General features: G+C 43.7%; 25 protein-coding genes, 4 tRNA genes and 1 riboswitch. Of the genes, 20 read left to right on the forward strand and 9 right to left on the reverse strand.

The window, feature by feature from the left end; all coding sequences use genetic code 11:
- Window positions 1-9 precede the first annotated feature (9 nt).
- The 9 genes from ispE to panD all read left to right on the forward strand — a co-directional run bounded on the left by ispE (window position 10) and on the right by panD (window position 3,787).
- On the forward strand, window positions 10-840 hold the full coding sequence (ispE, locus tag FTU01_RS10585) for a 4-(cytidine 5'-diphospho)-2-C-methyl-D-erythritol kinase (RefSeq protein ID WP_180139090.1): 831 nt from the start codon (window positions 10-12) through the stop codon (window positions 838-840).
- A tRNA-Gln gene (locus FTU01_RS10590) sits at window positions 839-913 on the forward strand. The genes ispE and FTU01_RS10590 overlap by 2 nt, the downstream gene beginning before the upstream one ends.
- Window positions 914-939: 26 nt before the next feature.
- Window positions 940-1,014, forward strand: a tRNA-Gln gene (locus FTU01_RS10595).
- Window positions 1,015-1,034: 20 nt separating this feature from the next.
- Window positions 1,035-1,109, forward strand: a tRNA-Gln gene (locus FTU01_RS10600).
- 91 nt (window positions 1,110-1,200) lie between these two features.
- Window positions 1,201-1,275: transfer RNA gene (locus FTU01_RS10605), tRNA-Gln, on the forward strand.
- Between the two features lie 36 nt (window positions 1,276-1,311).
- On the forward strand, window positions 1,312-2,265 hold the full coding sequence (locus tag FTU01_RS10610) for a ribose-phosphate pyrophosphokinase (RefSeq protein ID WP_004784839.1): 954 nt from the start codon (window positions 1,312-1,314) through the stop codon (window positions 2,263-2,265).
- A gap of 100 nt (window positions 2,266-2,365) precedes the next feature.
- On the forward strand, window positions 2,366-2,662 hold the full coding sequence (gene rplY, locus FTU01_RS10615; protein ID WP_004784841.1) for a 50S ribosomal protein L25: 297 nt from the start codon (window positions 2,366-2,368) through the stop codon (window positions 2,660-2,662).
- Window positions 2,663-2,681: 19 nt separating this feature from the next.
- Window positions 2,682-3,263 (forward strand): aminoacyl-tRNA hydrolase, encoded by a 582-nt coding sequence (pth, locus tag FTU01_RS10620; RefSeq protein ID WP_005236857.1) that lies wholly within the window; start codon window positions 2,682-2,684, stop codon window positions 3,261-3,263.
- A 143-nt stretch (window positions 3,264-3,406) separates the two neighbouring features.
- A complete protein-coding gene (gene panD, locus FTU01_RS10625; protein ID WP_004784844.1) occupies window positions 3,407-3,787 on the forward strand; it encodes an aspartate 1-decarboxylase in 381 nt (126 codons plus the stop codon).
- Between the two features lie 67 nt (window positions 3,788-3,854).
- Here the strand turns inward: panD and FTU01_RS10630 are convergent, their stop codons facing one another.
- Both FTU01_RS10630 and FTU01_RS10635 read right to left on the reverse strand, forming a co-directional pair.
- Entirely contained in the window at window positions 3,855-4,418 is a 564-nt protein-coding gene (locus FTU01_RS10630; protein WP_180010590.1) for a GDYXXLXY domain-containing protein, read from the reverse strand.
- On the reverse strand, window positions 4,415-6,223 hold the full coding sequence (locus tag FTU01_RS10635) for a DUF2157 domain-containing protein (RefSeq protein ID WP_180139062.1): 1,809 nt from the start codon (window positions 6,221-6,223) through the stop codon (window positions 4,415-4,417). The genes FTU01_RS10630 and FTU01_RS10635 overlap by 4 nt, the downstream gene beginning before the upstream one ends.
- 171 nt (window positions 6,224-6,394) lie before the next feature.
- Window positions 6,395-6,551, forward strand: a riboswitch (FMN riboswitch).
- Window positions 6,552-6,657: 106 nt separating this feature from the next.
- Between FTU01_RS10635 and ribB the strand changes: the two genes are divergently transcribed.
- Complete coding sequence (gene ribB, locus FTU01_RS10640) at window positions 6,658-7,317, forward strand: 3,4-dihydroxy-2-butanone-4-phosphate synthase (RefSeq protein WP_159123456.1); 660 nt, start codon at window positions 6,658-6,660, stop codon at window positions 7,315-7,317.
- Between the two features lie 58 nt (window positions 7,318-7,375).
- Here the strand turns inward: ribB and FTU01_RS10645 are convergent, their stop codons facing one another.
- The 3 genes from FTU01_RS10645 to FTU01_RS15570 are packed head-to-tail and all read right to left on the reverse strand — an operon-like array spanning window position 7,376 to window position 8,650.
- Entirely contained in the window at window positions 7,376-7,987 is a 612-nt protein-coding gene (locus FTU01_RS10645) for a LysE family translocator (protein WP_180139065.1), read from the reverse strand.
- A gap of 45 nt (window positions 7,988-8,032) precedes the next feature.
- Entirely contained in the window at window positions 8,033-8,518 is a 486-nt protein-coding gene (locus FTU01_RS10650; protein WP_179992824.1) for a DUF1289 domain-containing protein, read from the reverse strand.
- Window positions 8,519-8,521: 3 nt separating this feature from the next.
- Entirely contained in the window at window positions 8,522-8,650 is a 129-nt protein-coding gene (locus FTU01_RS15570; protein WP_257218376.1) for a hypothetical protein, read from the reverse strand.
- Window positions 8,651-8,706: 56 nt separating this feature from the next.
- On the opposite strand from FTU01_RS15570, the gene FTU01_RS10655 reads away from it, so the two are divergent.
- The 4 genes from FTU01_RS10655 to FTU01_RS10670 all read left to right on the forward strand — a co-directional run bounded on the left by FTU01_RS10655 (window position 8,707) and on the right by FTU01_RS10670 (window position 11,288).
- Window positions 8,707-9,639: a rhodanese-related sulfurtransferase gene (locus tag FTU01_RS10655; protein WP_004784858.1), complete on the forward strand. Its 933-nt coding sequence runs from the start codon at window positions 8,707-8,709 to the stop codon at window positions 9,637-9,639.
- Between the two features lie 206 nt (window positions 9,640-9,845).
- Complete coding sequence (locus FTU01_RS10660) at window positions 9,846-10,124, forward strand: FUSC family protein (protein WP_159123452.1); 279 nt, start codon at window positions 9,846-9,848, stop codon at window positions 10,122-10,124.
- Window positions 10,125-10,212: 88 nt separating this feature from the next.
- On the forward strand, window positions 10,213-10,830 hold the full coding sequence (locus FTU01_RS10665; RefSeq protein ID WP_159123451.1) for a DedA family protein: 618 nt from the start codon (window positions 10,213-10,215) through the stop codon (window positions 10,828-10,830).
- A 29-nt stretch (window positions 10,831-10,859) separates the two neighbouring features.
- Window positions 10,860-11,288, forward strand: a complete 429-nt coding sequence (locus FTU01_RS10670) for an ABZJ_00895 family protein (RefSeq protein WP_159123450.1) — start codon at window positions 10,860-10,862, stop codon at window positions 11,286-11,288.
- Window positions 11,289-11,375: 87 nt separating this feature from the next.
- Here FTU01_RS10670 and FTU01_RS10675 read toward each other — a convergent pair whose 3' ends face one another.
- A complete protein-coding gene (locus FTU01_RS10675; protein ID WP_004784868.1) occupies window positions 11,376-11,900 on the reverse strand; it encodes a YecA family protein in 525 nt (174 codons plus the stop codon).
- Window positions 11,901-11,971: 71 nt separating this feature from the next.
- A complete protein-coding gene (locus FTU01_RS10680) occupies window positions 11,972-12,178 on the reverse strand; it encodes a PA3496 family putative envelope integrity protein (RefSeq protein WP_180139068.1) in 207 nt (68 codons plus the stop codon).
- Window positions 12,179-12,552: 374 nt separating this feature from the next.
- Between FTU01_RS10680 and rpoD the strand changes: the two genes are divergently transcribed.
- From rpoD to FTU01_RS10710, 6 genes are all read left to right on the forward strand, one after another.
- Window positions 12,553-14,439: an RNA polymerase sigma factor RpoD gene (gene rpoD, locus FTU01_RS10685; RefSeq protein WP_180002122.1), complete on the forward strand. Its 1,887-nt coding sequence runs from the start codon at window positions 12,553-12,555 to the stop codon at window positions 14,437-14,439.
- 107 nt (window positions 14,440-14,546) lie between these two features.
- Window positions 14,547-14,834, forward strand: coding sequence for a YbeD family protein (locus FTU01_RS10690; protein ID WP_075167539.1), 288 nt, complete (start codon window positions 14,547-14,549; stop codon window positions 14,832-14,834).
- Between the two features lie 163 nt (window positions 14,835-14,997).
- The gene (lipB, locus tag FTU01_RS10695; RefSeq protein ID WP_159123448.1) at window positions 14,998-15,657 is read left to right on the forward strand and encodes a lipoyl(octanoyl) transferase LipB; all 660 of its coding nucleotides are present in this window, start codon (window positions 14,998-15,000) and stop codon (window positions 15,655-15,657) included.
- A gap of 74 nt (window positions 15,658-15,731) precedes the next feature.
- Entirely contained in the window at window positions 15,732-16,265 is a 534-nt protein-coding gene (locus FTU01_RS10700; protein ID WP_159123447.1) for a hypothetical protein, read from the forward strand.
- A 1-nt stretch (window position 16,266) separates the two neighbouring features.
- Window positions 16,267-17,451 carry an iron-containing alcohol dehydrogenase gene (locus FTU01_RS10705; RefSeq protein ID WP_034170151.1) on the forward strand — a complete coding sequence of 395 codons (1,185 nt, stop codon included), beginning with the start codon at window positions 16,267-16,269 and terminating at the stop codon, window positions 17,449-17,451.
- Between the two features lie 264 nt (window positions 17,452-17,715).
- Window positions 17,716-19,104, forward strand: coding sequence for an APC family permease (locus FTU01_RS10710; protein ID WP_004784881.1), 1,389 nt, complete (start codon window positions 17,716-17,718; stop codon window positions 19,102-19,104).
- A 69-nt stretch (window positions 19,105-19,173) separates the two neighbouring features.
- On the opposite strand, the gene FTU01_RS10715 is transcribed toward FTU01_RS10710, so the two are convergent.
- The gene (locus FTU01_RS10715; RefSeq protein ID WP_171521858.1) at window positions 19,174-19,563 is read right to left on the reverse strand and encodes a hypothetical protein; all 390 of its coding nucleotides are present in this window, start codon (window positions 19,561-19,563) and stop codon (window positions 19,174-19,176) included.
- 183 nt (window positions 19,564-19,746) lie between these two features.
- Complete coding sequence (locus tag FTU01_RS10720) at window positions 19,747-20,223, reverse strand: tRNA (cytidine(34)-2'-O)-methyltransferase (RefSeq protein ID WP_159123408.1); 477 nt, start codon at window positions 20,221-20,223, stop codon at window positions 19,747-19,749.
- Window positions 20,224-20,254 lie beyond the last annotated feature (31 nt).

Below are 20,254 nucleotides of genomic sequence, written 5' to 3' on the forward strand. Positions count from 1 at the left end.
AAGCTTATGATGATTCGTGTTCCCGCACCTGCAAAACTGAATTTGTTTCTCCATATCACCGGTCGCCGTCCGGATGGTTATCACGAGCTGCAAAGTATCTTTCAGTTGATAGATTTGTGTGACTGGCTAGAGTTTGAGCAAACAGATGATCAGCAGATTCAGATTGAAGGTCTAGCCTCAGTCGATTTGGAACAGAATCTCATCTATCGTGCAGCGCAGATTTTGCAGCCTTATGCCAAAACGCCTTCTGGTCTGATCATTCGACTAGAGAAGAATATTCCCATGGGTGCAGGTCTTGGTGGTGGCTCATCCAATGCAGCAACGACCTTGATTGTGCTGAATCAGTTATGGCATTGTGGCTTAAATTCTGAGCAACTGGCAGAGCTCGGCGTCAAGCTGGGCGCGGATGTGCCTATTTTTGTTAATGGTCGCAATGCTTGGGCTGAAGGTATTGGTGAACACTTAACATTCATAGACTTAGATCAAAAACAGTTCATTGTGTTAAAACCTGACTGTTTTATCAGCACTCAACAGCTTTTTTCACAAAAAACGTTGACAAGAGACACGAAGCCCTCTAAATTTTGCGCCTATCAGATAAAGCCATCTGATTTCGGAAATAACTTTGAGCCAGTGGCAAGAAGCCTATATCCAGAAGTCGATGAGGCAATGCAATATCTCGATCAATTCGGTGTTGCAAAGCTTACAGGTACAGGTGCTTGTGTTTTTATCGAAGTAACTGATGATATGAATGTGACCGACATTCTTGAGAATGCACCATGTAAATCTTACCTGGTGAACAGTCTGCAAGAATCGCCATTACGTCATTTCAAGGTTCAATAGGGGTATCGCCAAGTGGTAAGGCACCGGGTTTTGATCTCGGCATCCGTTGGTTCGAATCCAGCTACCCCTGCCATTATTCACCTGTAGATGTACTGTATTAGGGGTATCGCCAAGTGGTAAGGCACCGGGTTTTGATCCCGGCATCCGTTGGTTCGAATCCAGCTACCCCTGCCATCTTACAGTTCATCAAATCTAGGGGCGTCGCCAAGTGGTAAGGCACCGGGTTTTGATCTCGGCATCCGTTGGTTCGAATCCAGCCGCCCCTGCCATTTTCTCGAAAAAAGACAGAACATCATTTGCTGTAAGACTGTTAATTTACCTTGACACAATACCGCAAAAATATTAAAGTTCTGCCGCATTAGGGGTATCGCCAAGTGGTAAGGCACCGGGTTTTGATCCCGGCATTCGTTGGTTCGAATCCAGCTACCCCTGCCATCTACTTCCATACATACCAACCGCCAAGGGTGCTTCATGCCCAATCTTGTCGTTTTTAGTGGAACCGCGCATCCACAATTCGCTCAAAAAGTCGTAAGTCACTTACATATTCCTCTAGGCGCTGCCTCTGTAGGCCAGTTCTCTGATGGCGAAATCGCTGTTGAGATCACTGAAAATGTTCGTGGTAAAGACGTATTCATCGTACAACCTACTTGTGCACCGACCAACGATAACCTGATGGAAATCCTGGTTATGGCTGACGCGTTACGCCGTGCAAGTGCTGGTCGTATTACTGCCGTGATTCCTTACTTCGGTTATGCCCGTCAAGACCGTCGTCCCCGTTCAAGCCGTGTGCCGATTACTGCAAAAGTTGTTGCAGATATGCTGACCACTGTAGGTATTGACCGTGTGGTGATGATTGACCTTCACGCTGACCAGATCCAAGGTTTCTTCGATATTCCTGTAGACAACATCTACGGTACGCCAGCCCTGCTTGCTGACTTACGCCAACAACAGCATCATAACCTGATGGTTGTTTCTCCTGACGTAGGTGGTGTAGTTCGTGCTCGTGCTGTTGCGAAACAGATGGGTGATATCGACCTGGCGATCATCGATAAACGTCGTCAAAAAGCGAATGAATCACAAGTGATGCATTTGATTGGTGATGTGAAAGATCGTGACTGTGTGATCGTTGATGACATGGTGGATACTGCTGGTACGCTTTGTAAAGCTGCTGATGCGTTGAAAACTTTCGGTGCCCGCAAAGTAGTTGCTTACGCGACTCACCCAGTATTATCTGGTAAAGCACTTGAAAATCTGAAAAATTCTGTGATCGATGAGTTGGTAGTTACTGACACCATCCCTCTTTCAGAAGAAGCTTTAGCTCTTGGCAAGATTCGCCAGGTTTCAGTTGCAAGCATGGTTGCTGAAACAATTCGTCGTATCAACAACGAAGAATCTATTAGCGCAATGTTCGATTCTTATCTATAATAGTGCGCTGAATTTCCAAAGCCCTGCCATTTGGCGGGGCTTTCTATCACCGGATCGGTCGCAGGTCCGGTTCATTTAAAACTTAAATAGGATGTCTATCATGGCAAACTTCGTATTAAACGCAGAAGCACGTGAAGTAGCACAACAAGGGAAAGGTTCGAGCCGCCGCCTTCGTCATGCTGCTAAAGTTCCAGCGATCATCTATGGTGGCGAAGCTGCTCCTGTAGCTGTTTCTCTTGAACTTCGTCAGCTTGTTAAATTCTTAGAAAGCAACTCATTCTTCGAAGAAGTAATCGAAATTGATGTAAACGGTAAAGTTGAAAGCGTTAAAATTCAAGCGTTACAACGTCACCCAGCTAAAAACACTCCAATGCACGCTGACTTTAAACGCGCATAAGTGTTAATGGTGTAGATTAGTGTCAAATATTTCACTGATTGTAGGTTTGGGCAACCCAGGTTCTGAGTATGCTCAAACCCGCCATAATGCAGGCTTCTGGTTTGTAGAACGCCTTGCAGATCAATATGGCATTAGCCTTAAAAAAGACCCTAAATTCAATGGATTCAGCGGTCGTGGCAATATCGAAGGTCAAGACGTCCGTCTCCTTCTACCTACAACATTCATGAACCTTTCCGGTAAAAGTGTTGTTCCTTTCGCCAAATTTTACAATATCGCACCCGAATCAATCCTGATTGCCCATGATGAACTGGATATGAATCCAGGCATTATTCGCCTGAAAACTGGCGGTGGTCATGGTGGACATAACGGTTTACGCGATATCGTGCCGCATATCGGTCCGAACTTTCATCGTCTACGCATTGGTATTGGTCACCCAGGTTCTAAAGACCGTGTTTCTGGTCATGTCCTGAGTAAAGCACCAAGCAGTGAACAAGAGTTAATGGACGATGCAATTGCCCATGCACTTGCTCGCGCCAAAATGCTGGTGAACGGTGAAGTACAACAGGCAATGAATCAAATCAATGCTTATAAACCGAACTAAACATTCATAAATTGCTGGACAATTCCGCTTGCCTTGCTGGCCATTTAGGCGCAAAATGCGCAAGCCTACCCACTTATCCAGTGTCGTAGAAATTGATTCAACCATAAGATCAAAGTCTTAGGTCAACTAAGGGGACGCTAGCCATGCTATCTCGTTTATTAAAATGCAAAATTCATCGCGCTTTTGTTACACATGCAGAATTACACTATGAAGGTTCATGTGCAATTGATGGCGTTTTGATGGATCTAGCTGGCATTCGTGAATACGAAGAAATTCATGTTTGGAACGTGACCAATGGTAAGCGTTTTACTACTTATGCCATTCGTGGTGAAGATAATTCAGGGATTATTTCTGTGAATGGTGGTGCTGCGCACCAGGCTGATGTTGGTGATATCGTGATTATCGCAACATTTGGTGATTTCACTGAAGCCGAAGCCAATGCTCATAAACCACGTCTGGTTTATGCCAACCCGGATAACACTGTGAATCACACTGCAAATTGCATTCCGGTACAGGTTGCCTAAGCTGGTTCAACAAGATTCTCAAAAGCTCGCTTCTCGCGGGCTTTTTTATGGGCTGATTAAAATAAAACTAACGCCCCTGCCACCAGCTTTTTCGGTTCTCACAGTTTAAGGACTTAAGATTTTGATCTACCAGGTCAGCCAACAAAGTTTCTCCATTTTCTTTTAGCTTTAATTCGGCGAATTTAGCATTACGATAACAAGGCTCAAGTCCCTCAGCGAACATAAAACTGTTGGCAGCCGGATATAAGCCTTCAAAGGTATTCCGTGGATTTTTCAGGATTAGTCGCGCTGAGCGTGGCTGATCCAGCGCACTTCGATCAAAACTGGTTTTGACCACTTTTCCTTGCTCATCAAGCTGTACATAGCTTAGTACACGGGACTGGTTTTCAAAATCTTGAATACTGATTTTAGGTTCTGATTGTTCTGATCTATTCTCCGCTGCTAGTGCACTAAAATGCAGATCATAATTCAGCGCCATGTAATCTCCTTGCAGAATTGATCGCGGATCTACTGGTGCCAGCTCCACATAAATACTTTGGCTATCTCGAAGATGCCATTCATGTTGCGCAATCAATCCACAAAATAAGGCAATACTGAAAATAGCTAGATGCAAAGGAAGAAACTTTTTCATCTTGCCTCTCCTTGCTCATGTTGCAGTTTTGATGACTGCTTCAACATATATGCCAACAACAAGACCAGTATCCCAGAAGCAAAGATACTGATGCTTTTTAATAGAAAACTTAAGCCCAGATTGTAATACAGCATCCATAACCAGAAGATTAACAGCAAGATGGTTAAGGCCTGAATCAAGGACTGCTTATAAACAATGGCCCATGCCATAAGCAGCATAATGATAAAAATCTCAAAATAGCCCAACAGAATGAGTAAGATGCCAAATATAGGAATCAGCCAGAGCAATTTTTCATAAAATTGCTGCCAGTTTTGCCAAATAAAACCAAGCAACAATAAGCTCGGAAGAACATAAAACAGCAGAACGTGGTCAAAGCTGATCTGCCCGATGCGCTGCCAATGCTCTAATCCAGTCACAGAATGAATCACGGCTGAACCTGTCAGCATAGCGATGATCCAGAGCAGAATACTTTTCTGATAAATTGAGGACTGCCAATATCTAGCAGTTAGGAATAGCCCGATAAAAATGACATAGTTCAAGCTTAGGGCAAGCGTGATTACGATATCATCATGTTTAAAGGAATTTTCTAAGGCGAGAACGACTATTGCTAAAGCATGTGTAATCAGCAGCTGTAAGGTCAGAATAAACCAGTGCATCCGTTTGATCACAGTCAGAGCCAGCATCATTAATTGCAACAACCATACTATAAACAGACTATCGGTGAGCAATTCCGTATGAATTAATACTGCAGCTTGCCCGCAAACCCAAAGACAATAGGCAAACTGACGTAAAAATATGGAATTCTTTTGACTTAATAATTTCCAAGCGATGCCAATAAAAATGAGACCTAAAACAATTGAAACTGCTTTCCAATAGGTCAGTAATAAGACTGCCAGAATAATTCCAGCTATCCATGCACCAAGTGCCAAAGGAATGACGGAGAATTTGGTTTGTGGAAAAATTTTCTTTAGGGCAAAACTGATCAGCGCAAACCAGCCAAAGATCAGCATTGCCAAGATAAATAAGCCCGCTGCTGAATTGGTAAGCCGATCGTCCAACAGTTCAAATAGCCATAGGCTCAAACTGGCAGCCAAGCCTGCAATCAATAAAATGGTTTCTAGTGCCTGATGCTTACGATAAAAATAAAATGCAGCACCTGCTGGCAGAACAACTGAAGAAGCCAGATAGATCAGCTGAAAATGATGGGTAAACTGCATCATGCTGCTGATCGAAATCATGATAATGAGTGCAATAAACAGGTACCGCAGCAGCAGATAATAACGTATGGCAAAGGCAAAGCTGATGGCTGTCAGTAGGTTCAAAGTCAATAAATACAACCCTTCTGCCCGTATCATCCAGAAACTTTGCTTAAAGTAAAAATACAATGCCAGCTGACTGACCACACAAAGCATGGCAAAAACCCCGATATTTGGTCGATATAGCCACGGCAACAGCAATACGGCCCAGAGCAGAAATAACTGATAACTATCCGCACCAGTCTGATAGATCTGCCCAATCACCACCAGACTTAAGCCCAGCATCAGGCCAGATACAGTATCCAGACTCTGTCTGATCCATTCCCGCTGATTAAAGTAAATGCTGGCTATTGCACTACAGAGTAAAACCAGCATTGGAATTGCTAACTGTACCTGATTCGGTAGCATCCACCAGTTCGCGGCCATTAAATACAGCAAACTGACTGCAATCAGCGCAACGCCCAAAATATTGAGATAACGCAAAACCTTTGCATCACAAAACAGCAAGGGAGAAAATGGATTATTATGGATCAGCTCGGTTTTCTTCATTGTCAGAATGATTGATTAATTTCTATTCTTAATAGCAACATAACATGTTTCCAGTTTTTTGCTAAAGGACTGTAGTAATTCAGATAATCTGTTTTGCTTATCTGAAATTCTGCAAATTCGTGACTGGCCAAACTATCCCATCTTTTAAAAATCAGGACTATAATGGCCCTACATCGCTTCAGGGCGGGGTGAGATTCCCCACCGGTGGTAATTTCAGGGTAGTAAATCTCTATTCCTAAATCAGCCCACGAGCGGTCAATTTCGATTGATCTGCAGATCTGGTGCAAATCCAGAGCCGACGGTATAGTCCGGATGAAAGAAGACGAAAGCAGTACACCCTGTTTTATGCCTGGCATGAAACTGTTTTGCTATAAGCCTATTTTCACTATGTCCTGAAATGTTCAATCGTACTTTTACTTTACGTGAGCGTTTCAATGTCAAGTTTGATTCAACCCGAAATTTTCTTTTCCGCTTTAGCTCCCGCTGAACAGCGCATCCAACAAGCACTCGAAGACATCCGCCAAGGCAGACCTGTTCTGGTGATGGATGACTTTGACCGCGAGAATGAAGCCGACCTCATCATTGCAGCAGAGACTTTGACTGTAGAAACCATGGCTCGTATGATTCGTGATGGTTCCGGTATTGTGTGCCTATGTCTGACTGATGAACTGGCCAATCATTTAGAACTGCCACCTATGGTGCAGGATAACTCTAGTCAGTTTAAAACTGCATTTACTGTCACCATTGAAGCTGCGGAAGGTGTGACGACTGGTGTATCTGCCAAAGACCGTACCACCACGATTAAAGCAGCCATTAAAGACGGCGCTGTCGCCAGTGACCTGAATCGCCCAGGGCATGTCTTCCCTTTACGTGCCCGTGAAGGCGGTGTGCTGACCCGTCGTGGTCATACCGAAGGTACAATTGACCTTGCTCGTCTGGCGGGTTTAAAACCTGCTGGCGTACTGTGTGAACTGACCAACCCAGATGGCACCATGGCTTCTGGCATTCAGGTATTGTCTTATGCACAGACTCATCAGCTGACCGTGATCACTATTGATGAACTGGTGCATTACCGCCAGCAGCACAATGTCTAAGATGTAAAGATAAAAAATCCCGACTTAAGACCGGGATTTTTATTTTATATAAATATTTTTAGATGAGTACAGACAATATTCCATAGACTGCGACTACCAATAAAATCAAACCGCACAAACCAAGCAAATAAGGATACAGCCTGGATTTAGCAAAGCGTTGAAAGCCTAAATAAACTAATGACAGAGTCAAAAAATCCAGCACAATCCAGCTGATCGTCAGAATAACCAAACTTAAATCCAGATTTGGCGTGATGCCAATAAACTGCGGGAAAAACGCAGCAAAGAAAATAATATCTTTGGGGTTGGAGATCCCCACCAGAAAACCGGTTCGGAAGCCACCCTGTACTGGCTGCAAGCCTTGTGAACTGGTTGAACCCTGCCCTTGCCAGACTTCCCGGAAAATCTGGATTCCCAGCCAGGCAATATATAAACAGCCAAGCAGCTTGATGCCATTCAGCCAGTTTTCATTAATGACCAATAAGCCTTTTAAGCTAAAAATAGATAAGGTGATCAATACCAGAGAAGCAAAATTCGTCCCGAAAATGGTCTGCAAAGCATGCTTATAGCCACCTTTCAGTCCAGCACTAGCGACCAGCAACATCACAGGCCCAGGTGTGGCAATCATGATAACGACGGCCAGACAATAGAGAATATATTCACTGATATTCATGCCATTTCCTCAGCTATCATGATTTTACTAAATAAAAAAGAGGACTTAGTCCTCTTCCTGCATATGAATCAAATGCTGACTGATCCCATCCGCCCGTAAAAAAGCCAGGTCATAACTGGCTTTGGCCAGTGCCAGTACCCGACGCTCGAATTCATCCCAAAGCGGACGCACCTGTTTGTAATGAATGCCTAAACCGCTTTCATCAGTAAAATGACGGTTCTTTTCACAGAGTTTTAAGGCATGGTAAAGCTTACGACCTTTAGTCGCATCTTCCCGCAGACGCACCCGTTTAGACAGGACAAATGTTTCCACTTTGGCCAGATTCGCCATCGGCAGCATCGGGACCAAAATCTGATCTAGCTGTGCATCCAGCCGCTGCCAGACTGCAGTATGTTGATCTGCGTTATAACTATTCCAGTGAATCACTTCATGATTAAAACGGCGGCAACCACGACAGACCGCATCCCCAAATACGGTTGAGCAACGCCCTGCGCAAGGGGTTAAAGATGCAATACGACGATCCGAACTCAAAACTTACTCCAACTGTGCTGCAACTTCCAGCATCTGCATCATTGCATCAAAATCCTGGGTCGGCATGACTATACACGCTCTCCCTATCGATTTGAAGTCCGTTAAAACCCGGCCTTTTACTCGCTTATTCATTCAAATCACGTTAAAATATGCGCCTTTCAAATTATCATGCTACGTTGGAGTATTCCATGAACGCTACTGTAGAACAGCTTGCACCTGTAGAACAGCAAGCGACGACTGGTTGGGTTGTTGCCGCACTTTATCAATTCAAAGAAGTTCAAGATCCTGAGGGTCTGCAACAACGTCTTTTAGACTTGGTAAAAACCATCAACCTTTGCGGTACTCTAATTGTGGCAGGTGAAGGCATTAACGGGACTGTTGCGGGTAACCGTGAAGCCATCGACAAAGTACATCAGTTTCTGCTTGATGAAGGCTTCAACGAAATGGAATACAAAGAGTCGCATAGCTCTGACAAACCATTCCGTAAAATGAAGATCAAGCTGAAAAAAGAGATTGTGACTTTAGGTGTGCCGGTTAAGCCACGTGATCTGGTTGGTCATTATCTTGATCCTAAAGAATGGAATGAGCTGATTGCACGTGATGATGTGATTCTGGTTGATACCCGTAATGATTACGAATACAAAGCCGGTACCTTCAAAGGCGCAATCGATCCAAAAACTGAAACTTTCCGTGAATTCCCTGAATATGTGAAAAAGAACCTGGAACAGCACAAGGATAAGAAAATTGCCATGTTCTGTACCGGTGGTATTCGTTGTGAAAAATCAACTTCTTTATTGCTTCAGGAAGGCTTTAAAGAGGTGTATCACCTGAAAGGCGGTATTCTGAAATACCTAGAAGAAACTCCAGCTGAAGAAAGTCTTTGGGAAGGTGAATGTTTCGTATTTGATGGCCGTACTGCAGTTACACATGGTGTGGAAGAAGGTCAAAATACCAAATGTCATGCGTGTGGCTGGCCATTAACACCTGAAGAGGCAGCGCTGCCAAGTTATGAACACGGCGTATCTTGTGTGTACTGCATCGATAAAACTACCGAGAAACAAAAAGAAGGTTTCCGTATGCGTCAATCGCAAATTCTGGCTGCAAAACGTAAACGTCTCTAATTCCAGTTTTGTAACTAAAAATATCTAAGCCCTCTTCGGAGGGCTTTTTGTTTACATAAGCATTACATCTGCAATAAAAAACTTACCAATCCCTTACCAAGAACAGCATATTTTTACAGCTAAGCTTGATAGTCTTTATATCACATTACTTTGTTACCATAAGTCTTTCATTATTAATTAATTTTTTAAATGAAAAGGAAAACAAAATGGCCAATTCACTTGCTCGGGATCCAGATAATATTGTTAGATTCCAACCTAAAGAAAATACAAAACTGGAACGTATTACCCAACTGACAGATGAGCTAGAAGCAGAATCACATCTGTTTATTGTGATCTTGGGAACTATCATTGGTGCCATTCTTGCCCTGTTTATTGGCTACCATATTGAGGCTACAGCAGCACACTATTTACTGCTCAGTGCTCTGCCAGTTTGCCTGGCTTACAGCTTACGTAAAGTTTACATTTATACCTTAACCCATAGTTAATCCGCACTTGGCCATTTATATAACTTAACTTTACCCTCTTAAAAATACTGCTTAGGATACAAGCAGTATTTTTTATTTTGCCAATTTTATGAATCTGACTGAATGGATTATTTCTGTCATGGAACAGCTGGGCTACTGGGGCATTGCCTTGCTCATGTTTCTTGACAATGTCTTTCCCCCGATCCCCTCTGAAATTATTATGCCTTCTGCCGGCTATTCCGCATCTCAAGGAGAATTACTGCTGGTTGGAGTCATTATTGCAGGCAGTATCGGTTCGTTATTGGCAGCGGCATTGCTCTATTGGATTGGCTATAAATTTAACCACGACAGTATTTTCAGATTCATAGACCGATATGGAAAATTCTTGTTTATCAAATCTGAAGACGTGAAAAAATCTCTGGAATGGTTCGAGCAGTATGGACACCGGATTGTATTCTTTGGCCGGATGGTTCCGGCAGTACGTTCCCTTATCAGTATTCCGGCTGGCATGAGCCATATGCCTTTCTGGAAATTCATGTTCTATAGTGGACTAGGTACTGTTATCTGGACCACGTTCCTGGCCTGTGTCGGTTTTTATTTTGGTGAAAATCAGGAATTGATGCACAAAATCTTCAGTCAGGTCAGTTATGTGATTATTGCGATTGTCGTGATCATCATGGGCTGGGTTTTATACCGTAGACATCAACGTAAAAATCGTCCATCCTGAAGAGACCTCAGCATAAGGAGGCTAAAACGATGTCGCACTATCTTAAATATTTTGCCACCGTTTATCTGACTCTGGTCTTAATAGTCGGCATACTCATCTACGTGTTCAATCTGGGCGCCATTCTGCTGATTCCTGCCCTGATTGCCTCCGCCTTTCTCAGCGCCCGGTACTTTGTAAAAAAAGAACTCCGACTACCCACCCAGGAAGAGAAAAGCAGACTGGTCTGGGGTTCCACGATTATTGCCATGACCTTCGGATTTATCTTTTTGTTTATAGTCATCTGGCTGCATCCGCAGACGGAGGAAATCTATAGAAGGATGGCCTATACAGGACGCGGGCCAAATTCGTTTCTGGTAGCTGCAAGTATTGCTTTACATGCCTTGCTGTTCCATATCGCCTACAATGGCTATGCGCGTTACAGCTTGAGCAAGCGTACCGGTGCTGATCATAAACCTTAGATTAAATCATCCACTAGTCCAAACGTTGTACAAAACACCTGAGCTAAAAAAAGCACCTGACGGTGCTTTTTCATGGCGGCGCATGACTTATTCTGGTGTGTGGTACATCAGATATAATTCATTCAAGTTTTCTGGAATCTCTTCTGCAAGCTCATCCATTAACTGACCATTGCGACGGAAAGATTCCATTTGCGGATCTTCTTCATCGATGCCACTGAATACCATAATTGGCAGCGTTAAATCGACCAACTGTTCTTCAAATTCTTCTGTAAACCAGGCTTCTTCGTTCAGGAACATGGCATCTACAAAGCCCACACTCCAGTCACCTAGACTTGATTCGGTATCTGCTTCTTCAATTTCAAATGGGAAAGTGATCCCTTCTTCATTGGCCAAGCTTTGACGGATTGACTCTAACCATGCTTTAACCTGATTGATGATTTCTGCAGGCACTTTTTTCTGGTTGCCTTCAAAAAGTTCATCCATCCATTTGTCAAATTGCGGGCCTACTGCGATAGCACATAAGAAACCATGAGTTGCCGCAAAATCCAGACCATACTCATTTTGGTCGCCATCCAGATATTCACTCAACAGGTCTAAATCTAAAGCACTCATTTAACATCCAAACTTAGAAAACCGAAAGGATTAGCATAGCATTTATTCAGGCTATGCTAAATCTGAATTCGTTAATCTTCGTCGTCAAAGTCGTCATCATCGTCGAAGTCATAATCAAAATCTTTGAGTTCGCGTTCCAGGCGGCGTTGCGAGAGCAGATCATCAATCAGACGACGTTTTTCCAACGACTCTTTCGCACTTAGCTTACTCGATGTCTCATCGAAATTAACATCATCATCACCGTAGCTATCATCTAGTTCAAAATCTGTCGAAGACACTAAAACTACCTCGTAGTGAAAAATGTAAATGGGTCTAGGCGCTATTTATCTTGCCTTTAAAAACTTGTCAAGTTTTATTTATATATTTTGTATGTTTATACTAGTTGGCTCTTGTTTTTCTACAGCATAATTGTGTATTTATTAGCTGGTTAGATAGTGAACGCTTTTTATCCCATGGATGAGGGACGTTTCTAAAATTAGATTGGGAAATACACTTGAAAAGATAAACTTAGACCCAATATCGATATTCAATTGTTATTCAAACATATTTATAAAATCATGCTTGACTGATCAATTTCCAAAACTATTTCAGGTGAATTGTGCTATCATGCACGGTTTTTCACTGCCACAGATTCAACGAAGAGTAAGCAAAGATGAGCGATATGACTTCCCCTACTTCTCAAGTAGCGGCTCTGATTAGCCGAGGCAAAGAACAAGGTTACTTAACCTTCGCTGAGGTTAACGATCATCTCCCGGACTCCATCACAGAAAGCGAACAGATTGAAGACATCATTCAAATGCTGAATGATGTGGGTATTCCTGTCCATGATCGTGCGCCTGAATCTGATGATGCAATGTTCGAGGATACTGCAGAAGCTGCTGATGAAGTTGCAGAAGAAGAAGCTGCGGCTGTACTTGCATCTGTAGAAAACGAACCAGGTCGTACGACTGACCCTGTACGTATGTACATGCGTGAAATGGGTACCGTTGAACTTTTAACGCGTGAAGGCGAAATTAGCATTGCAAAACGCATTGAAGAAGGGATCCGTGACGTTCTTCACTCTATTGCTTACTGGCCGAATGCTGTAGAAGTTGTACTACAAGAATACAAAGATTATGAAGCTGGCGAACGCCGCCTTGCTGACATTCTGTCAGGTTATTTAGACCCTGAATCAGATGAAGAAATTCCAGAAGTCCTGGAAGAAGTCGCTGAAATCGAAGAAGACGAAGAAGCAACGACCAAGTCAACCAAAGATGTAAAACTGGATGATGACGAGGAAGATGAAGAGTCTGATAGCGATGACGATTCTGAAGGTGACTCAGGCCCAGATCCAGAAATTGCCAAAGTTCGTTTTGCCGAACTTTCCGATGCCTGGAAAAATACCAAAGCGGTACTGGAAAAACACGGCCGTAACAGCAAAGAAGCAGAAGAAGCACTTCAAGCGCTTGCTACTGTGTTCATGATGTTCAAGTTTACGCCGCGTCTGTTCGATATCATTTCTGAAATGATTCGTGGCACACATGACCAGATCCGCGGTGCAGAACGTGAAGTGATGCGTTATGCCGTCCGTCGTGGCCGTATGGACCGTACCCAGTTCCGTACCACTTTCCCGGGTCAGGAATCAAATCCAGCCTGGTTAGATGAGCAAATTGCAAAAGCGCCTGCTGATCAGAAAGCTTATCTGGAAAAAGTACGTCCTGACGTATTGGCCTTCCAGCAAAAAATTGCAGATATCGAAAAAGACCTTGATCTTAAAGTTCGTGACATCAAAGACATTGCCAAACGTATGGCAGTCGGTGAAGCGAAAGCGCGTCGTGCCAAGAAAGAGATGGTTGAAGCAAACTTACGTCTGGTGATTTCGATCGCGAAGAAATATACCAACCGTGGTCTGCAGTTCCTAGATCTGATTCAGGAAGGTAACATCGGTCTGATGAAAGCGGTAGACAAATTTGAATACCGTCGTGGTTACAAGTTCTCGACTTATGCAACCTGGTGGATTCGTCAGGCAATTACCCGTTCAATCGCGGATCAGGCACGTACCATTCGTATTCCAGTACACATGATTGAAACGATTAACAAGATCAACCGCGTATCTCGTCAATTGCTTCAGGAAATGGGCCGTGAACCGACTCCGGAAGAACTGGGCGAACGTCTGGAAATGGACGAAGTGAAGGTTCGTAAAGTACTGAAAATCGCCAAAGAACCGATTTCGATGGAAACACCAATCGGTGATGATGAAGATTCGCATTTGGGTGACTTCATTGAAGACAGCAACATCACCTCTCCTGTTGATGCTGCAACTTCAGAAGGCCTGAAAGAAGCGACTCGCGAAGTACTGGAAAACCTGACTGAACGTGAAGCGAAAGTCCTGAAAATGCGTTTCGGTATCGACATGCCAACGGATCATACTTTGGAAGAAGTCGGTAAACAGTTCGATGTAACCCGCGAACGTATCCGTCAGATTGAAGCGAAAGCACTGCGTAAGTTACGTCACCCTTCCCGTTCTGAGCACCTGCGTTCATTCCTGGAAAATGACTAAGATTTGATACAATTTTGGAGACTTGAAATTTCATCTCTCGTCTCCATTTTGTATTGCAATACACCCAAACGCCTGCGCTATGCAGGCGTTTCGAATAGGGGGACTACATGTTAGACCGTACACCATCTCGTGAACTTCGCGAAGATCTTTGGGTTTTTCCAATGGATTACCCAATCAAACTCATTGGCCTTGCAGGTGAAGAACTGCTGAATGCAGTCGTTGAGATTTTTACCAAACATTTCCCTGACTTTGATGGTGATAGCGTAAGTGTCACTCCATCTCGTACTGGTAAATATCATTCGATCACTGCTCAGCTACGTTTCCTTGAACTGGAACAGGTTCATGCCGTATATGCTGATCTTGCAGCTTGCCCACTGATCAAGACTGCACTTTAAGTTATTCTGCTCCAACCTTGGCAAATTAAAAGACACGCTTTCGGGCGTGTTTTTTTATATGTGTGACTAGCTCACCAACAATTACTACGAATCCATCCCCTATCTATTGCTGAAATCATTATAATTATTGACAGTATTATTTAATTTTCTAAGGACGCACACTGTGACAGCTGCGGTTCAAAAACCCTCCCTGATTATCCGTCAATATAATAACCTGACTCCCTACGAAGACCGTTTTCTGGAAATGAAGAGCTTCACGGAAAACCGTGATGAAAATACGCCTGATGAGTTATGGATTTTGCAGCACCATGATGTACTGACCCAAGGTCAGGCCGGTAAACCGGAACATATCCTGATTCCAACTGATATTCCTGTCATTCAAACCGACCGTGGTGGTCAAGTCACTTGGCATGGTCCTGGTCAGCTCGTCGCATACTTTATGTTTGACCTGAACCGTCTGGGCTGGAATGTCCGTACATTGGTGTCTTATGCCGAAAACCTGATGATTGAACTACTTAAAAAGCATGAGATTGAAGCCTATGCCAAACCCGATGCTCCGGGCGTCTATGTGAATGAACGTAAAATTGGTTCTCTCGGCTTTAAAATCCGTAAAGGCCGTAGCTATCATGGCTTATCTTTAAATATTGATTGCGACCTGACTGGTTTCCATACCATCAACCCGTGCGGCTATGCAGGCCTGGAAATGGTGCGAATTAATGACCTCGTCAGCAACCCGCCAAAGTTTAATGACTTGTGTGTTGAAATTATTGAAACTTTAAGCAGCAGCGGTTACTTTAAGCAGGTGAACGTCGAGCAAAGATAAAGCCTTTGCATTTTAACAATAAATAAATTAGAGTAATTACTCTAAACCAATAATATCAAGATAGGGATCATCACGTGATTGCGACAAAATCCGTAAAACCCGCTTTGCAGCTTGCCTATGTCAAACTGATGATGGATATCATTGGCCGTGGCCTGGTCATGGCAAGTCAGGTAGACCCAGAAATCAAACAGGAAGTTGCCCAGTTTCCCGCCAATTTTAGGCTTTCAATGAATGTTTTTCCACATGGCCCGGCCTTCGTTGCCCGGGTCACGGAACAACATCAGCTGGAACTGGTCAAAGAAAGCAATATCAAGCCAGACCTGACCATTACCTTTAAGCATCTGCATCATGCCTTTCTGGTGTTTTCCTTTCAGGAAAGCACGTCTCAGGCCTTTGCCAATGACCGCATGATTGCCGATGGTGATATTTCCTATGCGATCCGTCTGGTACGTTGCCTGAACAAAATGGAAGCGCTGATCTTGCCGAAAATGGTGGCGCAACTGGCAGTAAAAGAATACCCGAATAATCTGGGACTCAAAGATAAAATCATGGAAGCGAGCAGCATCTACTTAAAAGTCGCTCAATCTTATTTGAAACGGAGTGTATAACATGGCAAAACCTTATTATGAATTTTTCTGTCCAGTCAAAGTAATTGCTGGTCATGCCGCGTTAGAACACATTCCTTTTGAACTGGCCACTTTAGGTGCCAAACGTCCATTGATCATTACCGATAAAGGTGTACGTGCCAATAACCTGCTGGCACCGATTGAAGCTGCTTTTGAATCGACCGATGCCAAAATTGCAGCGATTTTCGATGATGTCCCGCCAGACTCCAGTTTAGGTACAGTGCGCAGCGCAGCACAGCTTTATCGTGATCATGATTGCGATGCCATTATTGCTGTTGGCGGCGGTTCAGTGATTGATACATCAAAAGCGACCAATATTTTGGTCTCTGAAGGTGGTGACGACTTACTCAAATATTCTGGTGCGCATAACCTGCCTAAACCGCTGAAGCCATTTTTCGTAATTCCTACGACTTCTGGTACCGGTTCTGAAGTGACGATGGTTGCTGTGGTATCGGATACTGAAAAGAATGTGAAAATGCCATTCGCATCTTATTACCTGATGCCGCATGCTGCGATTCTGGATCCACGTATGACTCAGACCCTGCCACCGCATCTAACTGCCATGACAGCCATGGATGCGATGACTCATGCGGTAGAAGCTTATACCTGTATGGCAGCCAATCCAATTTCCGATGCCTATGCCACAGCTGCAGTGAAAAAAGTCAGTGCCAACCTGTTTAACGTACTCGACAACCCAACTGATGCTCAAGGTCGTCTGGAGCTGGCTCAGGCCTCTACCATGGCTGGTATTGCCTTCTCCAATTCAATGGTGGGTCTGGTGCACTCGCTTGGCCATGCTCTAGGTGCAGTCGCGCATTTGCCGCATGGCCTATGTATGAACCTCTTCCTGCCTTATGTGCTGGAATATAACAAGGAAGTGAATGGCGACAAGATTGCCGAGCTGCTGCTGCCATTGGCGGGTGCAGACATCTATGCACAAACACCAGCACACTTACGTGCAGACAAGACCATTGCTACGATTTTAACCATGCGTGATCGAATCTATAGCTTGACCAAATTACCGCGCACATTAAGTGAAACAGGTAAGATTTCTGAAGCACAGCTGGATGAAGTTGCTGAAAAAGCATTAAATGATGGTTCCATCATTTACAACCCAAAAGAAGCCAGTTTGGAAGATTTGAAATCTATCTTAAAAAAGGCTTGGTAATTACTGAAAAATAAGCCAATATAGCGAAAAATTTAAGCCTGATGTTTTTTTAGACATCGGGCTTTTATCTTGCAGGAAATCGCCGTTTTTTGCTTCGAATGGCACATTTCGTGCAGGCCTAAATTCAAAAAATAGCTAGTAAAAGCCGTAATTTTAAAGTAGATTGGCGCGCTTTTATAGAAAATTGTAGGGGGGATCGTTCGTCTCAAACGATCCTTATTAAATATGACTGATCCTTGATCAACGATTAAGAGGATAACGCCGTTGACAAATTTCTCTGGGACTCAATCGGCAGCTAAACTGCAAAAAACGCTAGGGCTCTGGCACATCATTATTATTGGTTTAGCTTACATTCAACCAATGACCTTATTTGATACTTTTGGTTTGGTATCTGAAGAAAGTCATTTGCATGTTCCTACTTCTTACATCATTGCCCTGATTGCAATTTTGTTTACATCGATCAGCTATGGTCACATGATTCGCCGCTACCCTTCTTCGGGTTCGGCCTATACCTATGCCCAAAAATCGATTCACCCGAATATTGGCTTCATGGTGGGCTGGTCTTCCTGGCTGGATTATCTGTTATCACCAATGGTGAACATCATCCTGGCAGTGATCTATCTTGAAGCACTGTTTCCTGATGTGAACCACTGGGTCTGGGTAATCGTGCTGACTGCCTTCATGACCGGGGTAAACCTGCGCGGTGCACGCTTCGTGGCAAACTTTAACAGTTTGATCGTACTGGTACAGTTACTGGTGATCGGTATCTTTACCTGGATGGTCTTTACCAAACTGCAGGCCGGTTTCAATGCTGATGGTCCGATTACAGCTGAACAGCGTTACCAGCTTTGGAGTCTTGAACCGTTCTGGAATGAACTGACTTCGGTAGGCGCCCTGATTACTGGTGCGACCTTACTGTGCTTCTCATTCACCGGTTTTGACTCTTTAAGCTCTCTGGCAGAAGAAACCAAAGATACTGAAAACACCTTGCCTAAAGCGATTTTCTTGACTGCTTTAATCGCTGGTGTGATTTTCATTATCAGCACTTATTTCATGCAGCTGTACTTCCCTTCTACACCGGGTTCTTACTTCAAGAATATTGCTGAAACTCAGCCAGAAATTCTGCTTCTTGTAGGCGGCTCACTGTTCCAGTCTTATGTGCTGACTTTTGCGATCATTACCGTAATGGCGTCTGGTATCTCTGCTCATGCAGGTGTATCTCGTCTGATGTATGTCATGGGCCGTGATGGCGTGATCAACAAGAAAATCTTTGGTCATATCAGTCCGAAAAGCTATACACCAAACTACAACATTCTGATTGTAGGTGCAGTGGCCTTAACTGCTGGCTTCATGGATCTGGATATCGTGATTTCGATGATCAGCTTCGGTGCCTTGACTGCGTTTACATTCGTGAACCTGTCAGTAATTTCACGTTATGCACTGCGTGATGGCCGTACTAAAACTGCGAAAGATATTTTCAGCTTTGTGGTCATCCCGATGCTTGGTTTTATCAGCATCTTTGCGATGTGGCTGGAAATTGAAGAAACTGCACTGAAATACGGTTTATGGTGGGCGATGTTCGGTATTTTGTACCTGGGTTATAAAACCAAGGGCTTTAAGCACCCTGCTCCACAACATAACGAGTTTGAATAATCGATATTGTTCATACCTAAAAAAGGCGCTTTATGCGCCTTTTTTATTTTCTTGGATAATAGACTGAGCTTATTGCAGACGACAATCGAAGCCCATCTGGGTATTTACCCGGTTATTCTGAAAGCCCAGTTTTTCAATAAACAGATCACGATTGGATAATAGTTTCTGATCTTCCGGACTGAGCCGAGCCTTGTTTTTCACTGCCATTTGATACATTTCATTCACCACGCCCTGAAAAATATCGCAAACTTCCTGACGTTTGGCAGGTTTCATCTGACGTCCACGCCAAGTCCACTCGAAATCATCACGGCTGAGGGTTTTACCCCACTGCTCAATGCGGCTATTCAAGCGCTGTTGCATCGCTGCCAGCCCTTGGCGGATTTCTTCCTGAGTAATGGGCTGAACTGTATCTTGTAATGATACTAATTGCTGTGGCGCTTCTTGAGCCTGTGTCATCATGCTGGCCAGCAACAACGTACTACAGCCTGCTAAAAACCATCCTTTTTTCACATCTTGTTCCTTTTTTCTACATTCTCAAGAGCTTATCTACAAGATTACCTGAAAGACCTAATATGTACCCACATCTGTTACATAAAATAAAAAAGCTGCCCTTAGGCAGCTTTTTAAATTGGTACGATAAACTTAAAGCGGTTTAAAACCCTGCTGACGCCATGCTTCATAGACAATCACAGCAGTCGCATTAGACAAGTTCAAGCTACGTGAATTCTCTGCCATTGGCAGACGAATCCAATGCTCTTTCGGGAACATCATACGTACATGCTCTGGCAAGCCACGAGTTTCTGGTCCCATCAACAAGGCTACAGAACGATTTAGATCTGAGGTATGCGGGGTTTCAAAACCTTTGGTGGTCAGCGGATAAACTGCATCTACACCTACGCCCTTAGTAGCCAGATCGGCCAGACAGTCATCAATATTTTCCCAAATCTGCATATTGGCATATTCATGATAATCGAGACCGGCACGTCTTAGTTTTTTATCATCCAGTTCAAAGCCAAGTGGCTTGACCAAATGTAACTGTGCTCCCGTATTTGCGCATAGGCGAATAATATTACCTGTATTGGCAGGAATTTCAGGTTCATATAAAACAACATGGATCACAGCTTTTCTCTACTTTTGGGAGTCCAATGGC

Origin of the sequence: Acinetobacter sp. YH12043, from assembly GCF_013419915.1 — a bacterium.
GTDB lineage: Bacteria > Pseudomonadota > Gammaproteobacteria > Pseudomonadales > Moraxellaceae > Acinetobacter.